The sequence below is a fragment of the Herbiconiux sp. A18JL235 genome, assembly GCF_040939305.1.
Classification (GTDB): domain Bacteria; phylum Actinomycetota; class Actinomycetes; order Actinomycetales; family Microbacteriaceae; genus Herbiconiux.
In genome coordinates this window covers 3,669,884-3,682,728 of the sequence record NZ_CP162511.1, presented here as the reverse complement: position 1 = coordinate 3,682,728, position 12,845 = coordinate 3,669,884, and the positions used below count along the sequence as shown (strand labels likewise).

The window sequence follows — 12,845 nt, the reverse complement described above, 5'->3', positions numbered from 1 at the left end:
CTCGATCCATCCTGCGGCCATCGTTACTGTCCTTCCTGCGTCGTGCGGAGCTGATTCGTGCGGAGCTGTTCGAGCCGGTCGACGAGGAAGCCCCAGGTGCTCCAGAACTCGTCGAGCTGGCGCCGGCCTTCGGCGTTCAGCGTGTAGACCTTGCGCGGTGGGCCCTTCTCCGAGGGCACCTTCTCCACGTCGACGAGCCCGCGCTGCTCGATGCGCACGAGGAGGGCGTAGACGGTGCCCTCGGCGATGTCGGTGAAGCCCTGCTCGCGCAGCCAGGTCGTGATCTCGTACCCGTGCCCCGGGCGCGCGGCGAGGATCGCCAGCACGATGCCCTCGAGCACGCCCTTCAGTATCTCGGTCGCCTGCTTGCCCATCCCGCCTCCGCTACTCATTGTCGCTGACTACTGGTACATAGTAACACTGAATACCGGCGTGTCAACGGCCTCGTGGTACCCGGGTACCACAGCTGTCGAGCAGGCCGCGGCGAAGACGGCACCGGCGTCGGATGGGCCGGTAGCCGCGCATCCGTAGCGTGATCGGTGGCGCAGCCCGCGCCCGTCGCACACCACGCAAGGAGCACGGAGACGCACAGATGATCGAAGCGACAACCCTCACCAAACGCTATGGAGCCAAGACCGCGGTCGACGGCGTGAGCTTCACGGTGCGACCCGGACTCGTGACCGGGTTCCTCGGCCCGAACGGCGCCGGCAAGTCGACGACCATGCGCATGATCGTGGGCCTCGACCGGCCCACCAGCGGCTCGGTGACCGTGAACGGCCGCCGCTACGCCGAGCACAGCTCGCCCCTCCACGAGGTGGGCGCCCTGCTCGAGGCGAAGGCCGTGCACACCGGCCGCAGCGCCCGCAACCACCTCCGTGCCATCGCGGCGACCCACGGCATCCCGAACCGTCGGGTCGACGAGGTTATCGACCTCACGGGCCTGCACTCGGTGGCGGGCAAGCGCGTCGGCGGCTTCTCGCTCGGCATGGGCCAGCGGCTCGGCCTTGCCGCGGCCCTGCTCGGCGACCCGGCCACCCTCATCCTCGACGAGCCCGTCAACGGGCTCGACCCCGAGGGCGTGCTCTGGGTGCGCGGCTTCGTGCGGGCGCTCGCGGCGGAGGGCCGCACGGTGCTGCTGTCGAGCCACCTGATGAGCGAGATGGCGCTCACCGCCGACCACATCATCGTGATCGGCAAGGGCAAGGTCATCGCCGATTCCCCGGTCGCCGACATCGTCGGTTCGACCCAGACCTTCGTGCGGGCGACCAGCCCGCGCATCGACGAGCTCGCCAGGTGGCTCGCCCACCCCGACGTGACGGTCACCAGCGTGGCCGCCGACACCGTCGAGGTGCGCGGGCTCGCGGCCGAGGTCATCGGCGACGCCGCGCTCGCCGCGGGCGTCGCCCTGCACGAGCTCACCACCGTTCGAGGCTCTCTGGAGGACGCCTACATGAATCTCACCCGCGACGAAGTCGAGTACCGCACCACGGTCGCTCCGAATGCGGCGGTGGCACGATGAGCGCCGCCACGACTGCCGCGCCCACGCCGGCGCGCGCCTCGCACCAGCCGATGCCCGAGCCTCGCCTGCGGTTCGGCGGCGTGCTGAAGAGCGAGTGGATCAAGCTGACCACGCTCCGCTCGACGATCTGGGCCTACGTCATCCTCGTCGTGCTGCAGATCGCCATGGGGGTGCTGATCAGTTTCACCATCCCCGACGCGACGGGCGCCGACGCGACAGGGGTGGCCGTGCAGAGCGGAGCCAGCGCCGCGGTGTTCGCGGCGTCGCTCGGCGTGATGTTCAACCAGCTGGTGATCTCGGTGCTCGGCGTGCTGGTGATCAGCGGCGAGTACGGAACGGGGCAGATCCGGTCGAGCCTCACCGCCGTGCCGCGGCGCCTCCCGGTGCTCTGGGCCAAGGCGCTCGTGTTCGCCGTCACCAGCTTCGTGGTGGGCCTCGTCGCCATCGTCGCCACCTATGCCGTCACCGTGCCGCTGCTCTCCGCCCGCGGTTACACCTCGTCCCTGCTCGACACCGAGGTGTGGGCGCACCTGGTGGGTGCTGCGGGGTACCTGGCGCTCATCGGGCTGGTCGCGTTCTTCCTCGGCGCCGTGCTGCGGCACACCGCCGGCGGGATCGCCGCCGCCGTGGGCCTCCTGCTCGTGGTGCCGACCGTGCTCTCGTTCGTCAACGCCGAGTGGTCGACCGTGCTCGGCCAGTGGCTGCCCGGAGTGGTGGGCCAGTCGTTGTTCTTCGGCGGCGACGTGTTCGAGCCGTGGCAGGCCGTGCTGGTTATGCTCGGGTGGATCGCGGTCGTGGCCACGCCCGCAGCCATCCTGCTCTCCCGGAGGGACGCCTGACCATCCCCGCCTTCCCGTCCTCGGCATCGACGGCCCGTCCCGTCGATGCCGAGGACCTCCAGCTGCCCAAGCCGCCGGGCTTCATCCGCAGCTGGCTCGCCCGGCACCCGTGGCTGCTCGACGGCTTCATCGCCGGTGGCTACGCGGTGCCGATGGCCTCGGCGACCTTCATCGCGTTCATCGCGTCGCTGTTCGGTTCGCAGCCGTTCGGCACCGACCTGTTGCGCTCGAGCCCCGTCTACTGGTTGCTCGCGTTCTACGTCACCTGCGCGGTGACGGTGGCGCTGCTGTTCCGCCGCCACGTCCCGGTCATCAGCGCGGCCATCATCGCCGGGTCGCTGCTCATCAGCACCATGAGCTCGCTGCAGCTCGACGGCGTGCCCATGATGTTCGCGCTCTACGCCCTCGCGGTGTACCGCTCCTCCCGCTCTGCGTGGCTGTTCACGGCAATCGGCGCGGGTGCCGGCTGCCTCTCCCTCGTCATCGCCGACCCGGGAGACATCGCCGGCATCATCGGCTACACCGTGCTGTTCTCGCTGCTGCTCGTCATCTCGACCCTGGTCGGCATCACCTTCGGCAACCGCCGCCGCTACATCGTCGCCCTGCTCGACCGCGCCGAGCAGCTGGCCCGCGAGCGCGACCAGCGCGCGCAGCTCGCCGCCGCCGCCGAGCGCACCCGCATCGCGCGCGAGATGCACGACATCGTGGCGCACAGCCTCACCGTCATCGTCGCGCTCAGCGACGGGGCGGAGGCGAGCATCGACCGCTCGCCCGAGTCGGCCCGCGAGGCCGTGCGGCAGACCGGCATCACTGCACGCCGCGCCCTCACCGACATGCGGCGTTCGCTCGGCGTGCTGACCGAGTCGACGGATGACCCGGCCGACGCCGCGGAGCGTGCGGCGTCGGCCCCGCTCACGCCGCAGCCCGGTACCGCCGACCTCGCCGAGATGATCGAGTCGTACCGCGTGGCGGGCCTCCCGGTGCGCTACACCACCTCGGGTGAACCACCCGTCGACCCCGTGCTGCAGCTCACGGTGTTCCGGGTGGTGCAGGAGGCGCTCACGAACGCACTGCGTTACGCCCTGCAGCCGGGCAAGGTCGACGTCGTGATCGCCTACGCCCGCGACGGCATCGACGTCGAGGTGGCCGACGACGGCGTCGACCCGGCCCGCGGTGCCCGCTCGACCGGTTCGGGGCGCGGGCTCATCGGCATGCGGGAGCGAGTCGCCTTGCACGGCGGCACGGTCACCGTGGGGCCGGCGGGCGCCCGCGGCTGGCGGGTGCGCGCCCACCTGCGGTCCACCGACGGTCCTGCCTCGCCCGGCGGTGCCGCAGCGGCGGAGGGACGCGAACCCGACGCCGCCCCCACCGGCGGCTCCGCCCCCGACGCCCCCGCCGGCTCCGCCAACGTCACCGACAGCGCCGCCCCCGCCGGCGGCTCCGCCACCGCCGGCGGCCCTCGCGCAGACTTCCCCGCCCCCCGCCCAGAGGAGACCGCCCCGTGACCGACACCCCGCCTCGCGACGTGACGGCGAGCATCCGTGTGCTGCTCGTCGACGACCAGAACCTGATCAGGCTCGGTATGAGGATGGTGCTCGAGGCCCAGCCCGGCATCGAGGTGGTGGGCGAGGCTGGCGATGGGCGCGAGGCCATCGACGCCGTCGCGCGCCTCACACCCGACGTCGTGCTGATGGACGTGCGCATGCCCGGCCTCGACGGCATCGAGGCGACTCGCGCGATCGTGGCGACGAACCCGGCGAGCCGCATCATCATCCTCACCACCTTCGACCTCGACGAGTACGCCTTCGCGGGACTGAACGCCGGGGCGAGCGGGTTCCTGCTGAAAGACGCGCAGCCCACCGAGCTCGTGGCGGCGATCAGGGCCGTCGCCTCGGGCGACGCGGCGGTGTCGCCGCGCATCACGCGCAAGCTGCTCGAGCTGTTCGGCCCAGCGCTGCCGGGCCAGGGTGCCGGGGCAGGGTCGGGATCAGGCACGGTGTCGGGCGGCGGTGCCGCGTCGGGCGCCGCCGGCGACTCCCCGCTCGACCCCGCCGACGCCGCACGCCTCGCCTCCCTCACCGAGCGGGAGCACGAGGTGCTGGTGGCGATGGCGGAGGGGCTCACGAACACCGAGATCGCCGGGCGCCTGTTCCTCTCCGAGTCGACGGTGAAGACCCACGTCGGCCGGGTGCTCATGAAGCTCGAGCTCCGCGACCGGGTGCAGGCTGTGATCTTCGCCTACTCGGCCGGGCTGGTCTAGCCCGTGGCCGAGAGCCGTAGGCTCGCATCATGAGCAGTCTCGACGTTCAGCTGGGCGACGGCGTGCGCCGGCGCCGATCGCGCTGGCTCGCCGTGGCCGGCGCGGGCCTCGTCGCAGCCGTGGTGCTGAGCGGATGCACGGCGGCAGCAGACGAGGGAGAACCCGACGTCGCTGCCACGGCGAGCGCACCGGCGACTCCGACGCCCACCCCCACCGCCACCGCGGTCGGCGGGGTGAAGCAGCTTCCGGCCGACCCCGTGTTCGACTACCAGCTGGGCGGGGGGTACGAGCCGCCGAAGGGCGTCACCGTCGTGGTGCGCGACAGCACCGACACCCCCGCGAAGGGCCTGTACAACGTCTGCTACGTCAACGCCTTCCAGAGTCAGCCCGATGCCACCTGGCCCGATGTGCTCGTCGTGCACGACGACGAGGGCGAGCCGCTCGCCGACGCGGGCTGGCCCGACGAGTACATTCTCGACATCTCCACCGACGACAACCGTCAGGCCATCGTCGAGCGCCAGTCGGAGACGATCGCCGGATGCGCGGCCGCAGGCTTCGACGCGGTCGAGTTCGACAACCTCGACTCGTACACCCGCGCGAAGGGGGCGTTCGACCTCGAAGCGGCGGTCACCTTCGCCACCTCCCTCGTCGCCTTCGCGCACGAGGTCGGCCTCGCCGTGGGCCAGAAGAACACGCCGGAGCTCGGCGACCGCGGTGCGACCGAGATCGGCTTCGACTTCGCGGTCTCGGAGCAGTGCGCCCTGTTCGACGAGTGCGAGGCCTACACCGGCCCCTACGGTGCGAGGGTGCTCGACATCGAGTACGCCGACGACCTGCGCGGCACCTTCGAGGAGGTCTGTGCGAACCCGGCGACGCCGCGGAGCGTCATCCTGCGCGACCACGACCTCGTGCCCAAGGGCGAGAAGGGGTACGTGTACGAGCGGTGCTGAGCGGCCCTCGGCGCGCCTCCCGGTGCAGGTCACGTCGGCCCTCGTTCTTCACGCTCCGTTCACCCGACCTTCTCCGGTCGTGCCGCCTCGCGGTCACCTGCGGCTTGCGAGGATTGATCACACCGGGAGCACGATGGCCGGGTGCGACAGGACGGTGGGGTCAGCCATGGGCGAGGGGCGACGTGTGACGGGTCCGCTCACGCGGACGATGGTGCTGTTCGACTGGGGCGACACGGTCGTGATCGACGCCGACCGGGCCAGGGCTGCGCTCAACGTCGTGCTCGCCCGGCGCGGGCTGCCGGGCCTCGGCGAGACCGAGTTCTCGATGCGCTTCCGCCTTCCGCTCAGCGAGTTGTTCGAGCGTCTCGGCGTCGACCTGGACGACCGCGCCGCCGCCGAGGCGGAATGGACGTGCGAACTCGACGCCGCAAGGGCGCACCTGCGTGACGGAGCCGTCGAGTGCCTCGACGAGCTCGCGCGCCAGGGGGCCTGGCTCGGGGTGGTGTCGGCCTCCTCCGCGTCTGCCGTGCGCTTCGACCAGCGCTCGCTCGCGGTTCCCGCGGTGTGGAGCTCGGTCGACGCCTCGGTTCCCGACAAGTACGCGCTGCTGCTGCGTCATCGTGCGACGCGCCAGGAGGCCTACTTCGTCAGCGACTCCGCCGACGACATGCGCTGCGCCTCGGCGGCGGGGTTCACGCCGATCGGGGTGACCGAGGGGGAGGCCAGTGCGGGCTCCTTGCGTGCCGCGGGCGCCGTCGAGGTGATCAGCTCGCTCAGGGAGCTGATCCCGATCGTCAGCTAGGCGGGCGGTGCTAGGTGTAGCTGCCCGTCAGGGTCGCTGCCGCGAACACGGCGTTGAACACCGCGACCGCGACGACGATGCTCACGATGATCGACAGCGCGAGGATGGCGATCGACGCCCACATCGGTGCGATGCCCCGGCCCGCCCGCCGGCGCACGATGACGGAGCGCCCGATCGGGTACACGACGCCGAGGAACGCCCAGGCCCAGTGGAACGGCCGATCGTAGCCGTGGCGGAGCAGCCACTTGCGGTCGAGCACCGCGAACACGATGACCGCGGCGTAGATCAGCCAGCCCGCGATGGTGGTGATCGCCTGGGCGGCGAGCCCCGCCGGGCTGTAGCCGCCGTAGGGGGAGAGGCCGTACGGGTCGCCGTAGGGGTCGCCGGTGTAGGCGATCATGCGGTCGACCTCGGTGAGGCTGAGCGGCAGGAGCAGCAGTGACACCAGCGGAAGGAACGTGATCACCCAGATGAAGACGTTGTACACCGGCGTTCCCGGGGGAACGGGTGCGGGCGCCACGGGAGCATAGGCGCCGTACGGGGCCGGTGGGGGAGCCTGAGGCGTGGCGGGCTGGGCGTGCTGGAGGTGCTCCGTCCACCGCGCGCCGTCCCACCAGCGCTGGGCGGGTGAGCCCGCCGGGTCGGGATACCAGCCGGCGGGAGGCGTCGGGGTGCCGTCGGGGAAGCTCATGGGTCTCCTGATCGTCGCGGACACAGCAAGCTTAGGGGTGCGCCGAACGAGAGCGTCGGTCCGAGCCGGTATCCTCGTGGGGGGAGATCGACGGGAACCACATGACCACTGGCACGACGAAACCCACCCCTCGCGACCGGCCCGTTCTCGACGACTCGGTGCGGGTCGACGGCGGCGTGGTGCGCATCCTCGACCGTCGCGTGTTCCCCGAACGCCTCGAGTGGGTCGAGGCCGCCGACGCCGAGCAGGTGGCCGCGGCCATCACCGCGATGGTGACGCAGAGCTCCGGCCCCCTCTTCGCCGCCTACGCGGGCCTCGAGCTCACCGCGTTGCAGGTGCGCGACCTGCCGCTCGAGGCGGCGACCGATCGGATGCGCGCGGCCGGCAGCGCGCTCGAGAACGCCCGCCCCACGAACAACCACCCGCGCGAGGCGGTCGAGCACGTGCTCGCCGCCATCGCCCCGGCCACCACCACCGCAGCACTCGTCGAGGCCGCCGTCGAGGCGGCACGGACGGGGGCGGAGTCGTACCGGGCCCGCAGCCACCGGCTCGGTGTCGAGACGGCCGCCCTGCTCGCCGACGGTGCGCGCGTGCTCACCCACTGCTGGATGGACACCTACCTCATCGAGCTGGTGCGTGCTGCCCGCGAGGCGGGGAAGAGCTTCGAGTGGGTCGCCACCGAGACCCGGCCCTACCTGCAGGGCGCCAGGCTCACCTCGCACACGCTCGCCGAGTTCGGCGAGCGCGTCACCCTCATCACCGACGGGATGGGCGCCGCGGCTCTCGCGCCGGGGTCGACCCTCGGCCGGGTCGATGCCCTCGTCACCGCCGCCGACCGCGTGTCGCTCGACGGGAGCGTGGTGAACAAGGTGGGTACCCTCGGGCTCGCCGTCGCTGCATCGGCCTTCGAGGTGCCGTTCTACGCGCTCGTGCAGGCGCCCGACCCCGCAGCGCCCACCGCCGCCGACATCGTGGTGGAGGAGCGCGACCCCGCCGAGGTGCTGCACACGCTCTCGCGGCGCACCGCTTCGCCGCTCGTCACCGAGGCATGGTACCCGGCCTTCGACGTCACCCCGGCGCGATTCGTCACCCGCGTCGTCACCGACCGCGGTGCGTTCGAGCCGGCGACCGTGGGCGAGTCGTACTACGGCGGCGGGGCACGATGAGCGCGGGGGCTGTGGAGAGTCCGTACGAGCTGTTGGTGACCGCCGACGACGTCGTGCGGTACCTCGACGAGCGGGGACTGCTCGGTCGCGTCGCCACCTCTCGCTCTTCGGCATCGGTGCGCGAGGTGACGGCGGGCAACATGAACCGCGTCTTCATCGCCTCGGGGCCTGAGGGCTCGCTCGCGGTGAAGCAGGCGCCGCCGTGGGTGCAGGTGGTGGGGCCGGAATGGCCCATCGACCCCTCCCGCATCGTGCGCGAGGCGAACACCTACGAGCAGCTGGCCGGCAGCGTTCCCGACTCCATCCCGACCATCGTCAGCTTCGACCCTGAGCGCTACGTGCTGGTGATGGAAGACCTCTCCGATCTCGTGGTGCTGCGCGACGCGCTGGTGGCCGAGCTCGAGGGTCGGGATGCGGGGGTCGACTACACGGCGCTCGGGCACGTGGTGGGGCGGTTCGTCGGCGAGCTCGCCGCGGGCACCTCGGCGGCGGCGCTCGGCGGGCAGGCGCACGCCGAGCTGATCGAGCGCTCCGCGAACCCCGAGCTCTGCGCGCTCACCCTCGACGTCGTGCTCGACGAGCCCTACCGCCCGCATGAGCACAACCGCTGGCACCCGGTGCTCGACGAGCGGGTGCGATCGCTCTACCGCGACGAGGCCGTGCGCGGGGCGGTGGCGCGCATCCGTTCGGCGTTCGAGCAGCAGGCCGAGGCGCTGCTGCACGGCGACCTGCACAGCGGGTCGGTGATGGTGGGCCGCCGCGACGGCGAGCAGCTCGTGAAGGTGTTCGACCCCGAGTTCAGCTTCGTGGGGCCGATCGGCATGGATCTCGGGCTGTTCTGGGCGAATCTCGAGATCGCCGCGATCGCCGCCCGGGCCGTCGGCAGGCACGAGCTCGCTGCGGCACGCTACTCGGCGATCGCCGCCTCGCTCGACGCGTTCGCCGCGGCCTGGGGCGACGACGAGACGCTTCCGGCGATCGTGAGCGACGGCTGGTCGTTCGCCGGGGTCGAGGGCATGCGCCGCGCCGCGGGGTTCTCGCACGCCGCCGACATCGAGTCGCTGCCCGAGCCCGCGCGTGCCGAGGCGTCGGCGCGGCTGTTCGAGGTGGCTCGGGAGCACATCCTCACGGGGGCGGAGGCGGTGCATCCGTTCGCCGTCGCGCCCGGCTCGGCCGCCGCCGCCTCCGCCCTGGCCCCACCCGCACCCGACGCACCGCCCGCATCCGACGCACCGCCCGCATTCGACGCACCGCCCGCATCCGACGCACCGAAGGAACGACAGTGACCGACACCACCCCCACCCCCCTCACCGTCACCGCGCGCTACCTCGTGGTCGACCTGGAGGGCACGACGAGTGCCGCCGGGTTCATCCTCGGCGACCTCTACGACTACGCCCGCCCCAGGCTCGCCGCCTGGCTCGACGAGCACGCGGGCGACCCGGTGATCGCCGAGGCGCGGCAGCAGGTCATCCACGACGCGTCGCTGCCCACCGACGCGTCGACCGACGAGGTCGTCGCCGTGATGCACGAGTGGATGGAACGCGACGTCAAGGCCACCCCGCTCAAGACCGTGCAGGGGCAGATCTGGGCCGAGGGCTTCGCGCGCGACGAGATCTCGTCGCACTTCTTCGACGACGTCATCCCGAAGCTGCGTGCCTGGCACGCCCAGGGCGTGGGGCTCGCCGTGTTCTCCTCGGGGTCGGTGGCCTCGCAGGTGCCGTGGTTCCGGCACTCGCCCGACGGCGACCTCACCTCGCTCGTCACCGACTACTTCGACACCGTGAAGGCGGGCCCGAAGAAGGTCGCGAGCTCGTACGAGAAGATCGCTGCGGCACTCGACGTGCCCGCAGCCGAGCTGGTGTTCTTCACCGACAACCCGGGCGAGGTCTCGGCAGCGCTCGAGGCGGGCTGGCAGGTCGTGGCGTTCTCGCGCGCCGGCGAGCCGTTCTTCGAGGCCGACTTCGGCGATGCCGCCGTGGTGTCGTCGTTCGACGACGTCGAGGTGGTGGCGCCGTGAGCTCGCCCGAGCTGCTGCACGGGCAGGGCGTGGTGCAGAACGTCTTCGGCGACGGCACGGTGACGGATGCTGCCCTCACCGAGGCAGGAACGGCACTCGCCGCCGAGTCGGCCCGGTTCGCCGGCCTCGGCTGGATGCCCGGCACGGCGGGCAACCTCTCCGTCACGCTCGCGCGGTCGCCGCTGCGGCTCGCGGTCACGGCATCCGGCCGCGACAAGGGCGAGCTGCGCACGCAGGACATCGTGCTCGTCGACGAGCAGGGCGAGTGGGTGCCCGACTCGGAGTCGGGCGGCGCCATCGCGCGCCTCGCGCTCGCCTCGAAGCCCTCCGCCGAGGCGGGGCTGCACGCCCGCATCGCCGCGGTGACGGGGGCGGGCGCGGTCATCCACGTGCACGCGCTCGCCGCGGTGCGGGCGGGAGCCGCCTGGCCGGGCGGCATCGAGCTGCGCGACCTCGAGATGCTGAAGGGCATCGGGCACGAGGCGCACGACGAGCTCGTGACCATCCCGGTGGTGCAGAACCACCAAGACATGCGCGTGCTCGGCGACGACTTCGAGCGCGTGTACGTGCGGGCCACAGCCGAGGTGCGCGAGGTCCCCGCCCTCGTCGTGGCGAACCACGGCATCTACGCGTGGGGCTCCGACCTGCGACACGCCCGCTGGCACCTCGAACTCACCGAGGCCCTCCTCCAGATCGCCCTCGCCACCCGCTGACCCACCCCCGCCCACCCCACCCTCTGGTGTTGGTCGCACAGACTGCTCTCATTCCCGAGTTTGGGAGCATTTTGCGCTACCAGCGCGGGCTGTGGGTGCGCGTGCCCTCGAGCATCCACCTCACCCCCGGGGGGTTGGTCGCAGAAAGTGCTCCTATTCCTGAGTTTGGGAGCATATTGCGCTACCAGCGCGGGCTGTGGGTGTGGGTGGGCGCGACCCCGCGCATCCACCCCACGCCCCCCATCAGCGCGGGGCTGGGGTCACCTGCAGAGGTACTTGAGGCGGGCGACGTCGTCGTTGAGGGTATTGGGGCCGCCGAGGAGGTAGATGTCGATCGGGTCGAGCGCCGAGGCGCTCCGCCACATCGACTCGGGCAGGCAGCCCTTCTGCACGAGGTACAGCGGTGCGTCGACGCTCGCCGCCACGGGCCCTCCCGAGAGGGCGTCGGCGAACACCTCGCCCGAGGCGACGAAGATGCTCTCGTACGTGCCCTGGAACACGGCCGTGTTCATCTGCGCGGCGACGTCGTAGCGGTTCGCACCTCCGAAGCGCTCCACGGTGCCGGGCAGCAGCTGCCGGAGCCACCATTCGATCGACCCGCTCACCGAGGCCCCACCCCCCGCGATCGCCGCGTTCAGGGTGCCCAAGCGGCTGAGCAGCTCGCGGGTCGGCACATCGAGATCGGATGCGGTGCCCGGCACCAGCAGGACAGCACCATCGCGGTGGGCGGCGGCCGGCCCCGCCGCGAGGGCATCGGGGAAGTTCGCGCCCGTGGCGACGAAGACATTCGTCGCACCGCCGTCGCAGGGTGTGGCGTCGCGGGGCGCATCCGGGAGCAGACCGCAGAACGCGTAGTCGATCACCGCGCGCGACGACTCGTAGCGACCGGCCCCGGCGATGCGCACGGTGTCGGGCTGCACGGCCGCGAGCTCGGCCAGCACCGCGTCGCTCACGGTGTTGACGCCGCCCACCACCACGATCTTCTGCGGCTGCAGCTCGGCGAGCGCGGCGCGGGTGGAGTCGGGGAGGCTGTCGCGCATGGTGAGCAGCAGTCCGCCGTTCTGGTGGGCGGCGGCCGGCCCGGCGCTGAGGGCGTCGGGGTAGCTCTCGCCGCTCGCGACGTAGATCACGGGCACCGGTGCGGCGTCGCCGAAGGCGTCGAGGGAGAGGTTCGCGGCGACGGCATAGCGGTCGGCGCCGCCGAAACGGGTGATCCAGTAGAGCTTGGGCTCGAGGTAGGTCGGCTCGAGCTCGGTGGTCGCGCCCGCCGTCACCGCGACGAGGGTCGCCTCGTCGCGGTGGATGGCGTCGTTGTAGTACTCGTTGCGCACGGTGGCGCCCGACGGAGCCACGTAGTGCACCAGGTAGTCGCCCGGTGCGAGCCGGGGAGTCGTGAACTCCGCGCGGAGGGCGCCTTCAGGGGAAGTGGAGGTCGCGGTGGCGACGAGGCTGAACTCGCCGCTCTCGGGGTCGCGGAGGGAGAACTCGACGCGCACTCCCGGGGCCGCGATGATGTCGCCGGCGTCGGGATCGATGTACGAGACCGTGCCGTGCACCAGGCCGCCCAGGTCGAATTCCACGTCGGACGGTGGGGGTGTGGGCGCCCCGGACTGCGCGTCGACGTCGAGCGGCGGCACGTCTCCCGGGCCGGGGACGGGAGTCGCCGACGGCGACGGAGCGAGGTCGGCGGCGACAGAGGACCCGGTCGAGCCCGGCGCGCTCGCCGCCTGCGCGGGCGCGGCGAGCGCGCCGACGAGTGCCAGTGCGGTCAGCGCCGCCCCCACGGTGATCCTGATCGAACGCATGTCTTCCCCCAGACTCGTCGAGCGTCCCGTCTCGACGGGTGTCGCTCAGACTGCGATCCTAAGTCACGGAGGGGCGCATCCTG

The 12,845-nt window shown here is 71.9% G+C and carries 13 protein-coding genes; 10 read left to right on the top strand and 3 right to left on the bottom strand.

Annotation, left to right across the window (positions count from 1 at the left end; genetic code table 11):
• Positions 1-23: 23 nt before the first annotated feature.
• Positions 24-374 carry a PadR family transcriptional regulator gene (locus tag ABFY20_RS17355; protein ID WP_368499819.1) on the bottom strand — a complete coding sequence of 117 codons (351 nt, stop codon included), beginning with the start codon at positions 372-374 and terminating at the stop codon, positions 24-26.
• Positions 375-592: 218 nt separating this feature from the next.
• On the opposite strand from ABFY20_RS17355, the gene ABFY20_RS17350 reads away from it, so the two are divergent.
• From ABFY20_RS17350 to ABFY20_RS17325, 6 genes are all read left to right on the top strand, one after another.
• Positions 593-1,519 carry an ABC transporter ATP-binding protein gene (locus ABFY20_RS17350; protein WP_368497454.1) on the top strand — a complete coding sequence of 309 codons (927 nt, stop codon included), beginning with the start codon at positions 593-595 and terminating at the stop codon, positions 1,517-1,519.
• A gap of 50 nt (positions 1,520-1,569) precedes the next feature.
• A complete protein-coding gene (locus ABFY20_RS17345; RefSeq protein WP_368497453.1) occupies positions 1,570-2,358 on the top strand; it encodes an ABC transporter permease in 789 nt (262 codons plus the stop codon).
• Positions 2,301-3,863: a histidine kinase gene (locus tag ABFY20_RS17340; RefSeq protein WP_368497452.1), complete on the top strand. Its 1,563-nt coding sequence runs from the start codon at positions 2,301-2,303 to the stop codon at positions 3,861-3,863. The genes ABFY20_RS17345 and ABFY20_RS17340 overlap by 58 nt, the downstream gene beginning before the upstream one ends.
• Positions 3,864-3,940: 77 nt before the next feature.
• Entirely contained in the window at positions 3,941-4,618 is a 678-nt protein-coding gene (locus ABFY20_RS17335) for a response regulator (RefSeq protein ID WP_368499818.1), read from the top strand.
• Between the two features lie 29 nt (positions 4,619-4,647).
• Positions 4,648-5,568 carry an endo alpha-1,4 polygalactosaminidase gene (locus ABFY20_RS17330; RefSeq protein ID WP_368497451.1) on the top strand — a complete coding sequence of 307 codons (921 nt, stop codon included), beginning with the start codon at positions 4,648-4,650 and terminating at the stop codon, positions 5,566-5,568.
• A gap of 184 nt (positions 5,569-5,752) precedes the next feature.
• Positions 5,753-6,370 carry an HAD family hydrolase gene (locus ABFY20_RS17325; RefSeq protein ID WP_368497450.1) on the top strand — a complete coding sequence of 206 codons (618 nt, stop codon included), beginning with the start codon at positions 5,753-5,755 and terminating at the stop codon, positions 6,368-6,370.
• Between the two features lie 10 nt (positions 6,371-6,380).
• Here the strand turns inward: ABFY20_RS17325 and ABFY20_RS17320 are convergent, their stop codons facing one another.
• Entirely contained in the window at positions 6,381-7,061 is a 681-nt protein-coding gene (locus tag ABFY20_RS17320; RefSeq protein WP_368497449.1) for a DUF2510 domain-containing protein, read from the bottom strand.
• A gap of 101 nt (positions 7,062-7,162) precedes the next feature.
• Between ABFY20_RS17320 and ABFY20_RS17315 the strand changes: the two genes are divergently transcribed.
• From ABFY20_RS17315 to mtnB, 4 genes are read left to right on the top strand one after another with little or no spacing between them, the layout of a single operon-like run.
• Positions 7,163-8,227 (top strand): hypothetical protein, encoded by a 1,065-nt coding sequence (locus ABFY20_RS17315; protein ID WP_368497448.1) that lies wholly within the window; start codon positions 7,163-7,165, stop codon positions 8,225-8,227.
• Between the two features lie 35 nt (positions 8,228-8,262).
• On the top strand, positions 8,263-9,513 hold the full coding sequence (locus tag ABFY20_RS17310) for a phosphotransferase (RefSeq protein ID WP_368497447.1): 1,251 nt from the start codon (positions 8,263-8,265) through the stop codon (positions 9,511-9,513).
• On the top strand, positions 9,510-10,244 hold the full coding sequence (gene mtnC / locus ABFY20_RS17305; RefSeq protein ID WP_368497445.1) for an acireductone synthase: 735 nt from the start codon (positions 9,510-9,512) through the stop codon (positions 10,242-10,244). Before ABFY20_RS17310 ends, mtnC begins: the two co-directional genes overlap by 4 nt.
• Entirely contained in the window at positions 10,241-10,957 is a 717-nt protein-coding gene (mtnB, locus tag ABFY20_RS17300) for a methylthioribulose 1-phosphate dehydratase (RefSeq protein WP_368497444.1), read from the top strand. Before mtnC ends, mtnB begins: the two co-directional genes overlap by 4 nt.
• A 260-nt stretch (positions 10,958-11,217) precedes the next feature.
• Here mtnB and ABFY20_RS17295 read toward each other — a convergent pair whose 3' ends face one another.
• On the bottom strand, positions 11,218-12,762 hold the full coding sequence (locus ABFY20_RS17295; protein ID WP_368497443.1) for a cell wall-binding repeat-containing protein: 1,545 nt from the start codon (positions 12,760-12,762) through the stop codon (positions 11,218-11,220).
• Positions 12,763-12,845 lie beyond the last annotated feature (83 nt).

What these genes read in the sequence shown, in the direction of transcription:
- ABFY20_RS17355 (WP_368499819.1), bottom strand. Translation starts at nt 374, where the DNA reads ATGGGCAAGCAGGCGACCGAGATACTGAAGGGCGTGCTCGAGGGCATC.
- ABFY20_RS17350 (WP_368497454.1), top strand. Translation starts at nt 593, where the DNA reads ATGATCGAAGCGACAACCCTCACCAAACGCTATGGAGCCAAGACCGCG.
- ABFY20_RS17345 (WP_368497453.1), top strand. Translation starts at nt 1,570, where the DNA reads ATGCCCGAGCCTCGCCTGCGGTTCGGCGGCGTGCTGAAGAGCGAGTGG.
- ABFY20_RS17335 (WP_368499818.1), top strand. Translation starts at nt 3,941, where the DNA reads ATGAGGATGGTGCTCGAGGCCCAGCCCGGCATCGAGGTGGTGGGCGAG.
- ABFY20_RS17330 (WP_368497451.1), top strand. Translation starts at nt 4,648, where the DNA reads ATGAGCAGTCTCGACGTTCAGCTGGGCGACGGCGTGCGCCGGCGCCGA.
- ABFY20_RS17320 (WP_368497449.1), bottom strand. Translation starts at nt 7,061, where the DNA reads ATGAGCTTCCCCGACGGCACCCCGACGCCTCCCGCCGGCTGGTATCCC.
- ABFY20_RS17315 (WP_368497448.1), top strand. Translation starts at nt 7,163, where the DNA reads ATGACCACTGGCACGACGAAACCCACCCCTCGCGACCGGCCCGTTCTC.
- ABFY20_RS17295 (WP_368497443.1), bottom strand. Translation starts at nt 12,762, where the DNA reads ATGCGTTCGATCAGGATCACCGTGGGGGCGGCGCTGACCGCACTGGCA.